The sequence below is a fragment of the Streptococcus parasanguinis genome (genome assembly GCF_001073155.1).
Lineage (GTDB): Bacteria > Bacillota > Bacilli > Lactobacillales > Streptococcaceae > Streptococcus > Streptococcus parasanguinis_D.
Genome location: NZ_JVEE01000008.1, coordinates 1 through 874, shown reverse-complemented (window position 1 = coordinate 874; position 874 = coordinate 1). Strand labels below are relative to the sequence as shown.

Annotated in this window: 1 pseudogene; it reads right to left on the bottom strand. The window is 31.2% G+C overall.

The features are described 5' to 3' along the window. Positions 1–146: 146 nt before the first annotated feature. Positions 147–874 (bottom strand): annotated as a pseudogene (locus ADH92_RS11175) (type I restriction endonuclease subunit R); the annotation flags it as partial.

The window sequence follows — 874 nt, the reverse complement described above, 5'->3', positions numbered from 1 at the left end:
AGATAATTCTTTCCCACAATCAAAAGTTATCGACTTAAAGAGATGACTGGGAACTTGAGACAACCATTCAGATAAATGTGGTGTTTATCTGAGCCTAACATAGATGGCTTTTTCTGTCTAGCTTAATTTTACAAATTGGGATATATTTAATTTCCTTCACTTCTCCAATGTTTGTATGCCTCTCCTGCTACAATTGATTGAAGTAGTTTGAATAAATTTTCATCTTGAAATAATTTGACAAAAACTTCATTACTTGAATTTGAGAAATCCACAACCCGATCTTCAAATTCTTTTGGAAATAGTGAATTTTTAAACATAGGAAAATCATTTCCTTTTGCCAAAGAACGTTGTTTGTCTGTCGGATTATTAACAATCTGATTAACAAGCATTTCAAGTATAACACGGTCATCTTCAGTAAATGTATCTGGGAACTGACTATTAATTTTTTCAATTATTGCAGTTAAGCTATCCTTCTCCTCAGGAACCTTTACAGTTGGATTAATTTTTTCTTGTTGTTTATACTGAGACTGTTCACTAGATGATAAATTTATAGAACCAAAACCATCCTGCGTCAACTTGTAATATTCCATACGAATCTTATCTTCAATATCTACATAATCTACGCCTGGAATTGGTAAAAGATTTATCAAATAAGTAACAAAAATACTCTCTTCCAATAAATCTTTGTCAAAAAGTCTTATAAGTTGAGAAATATAATTATATTTTTCTTTAAAACCTCTAAGGAGAGTTCTAAATTCATACTGAACTGTATCATCTAGTTCTTTATATCTTTCAATTATCGGTCTAAAGGCTGCCGAAAGACGTCCAAGCAATTTTGCATCTTGTTCTATGCTAGCTTTGCTATAAAGACCAG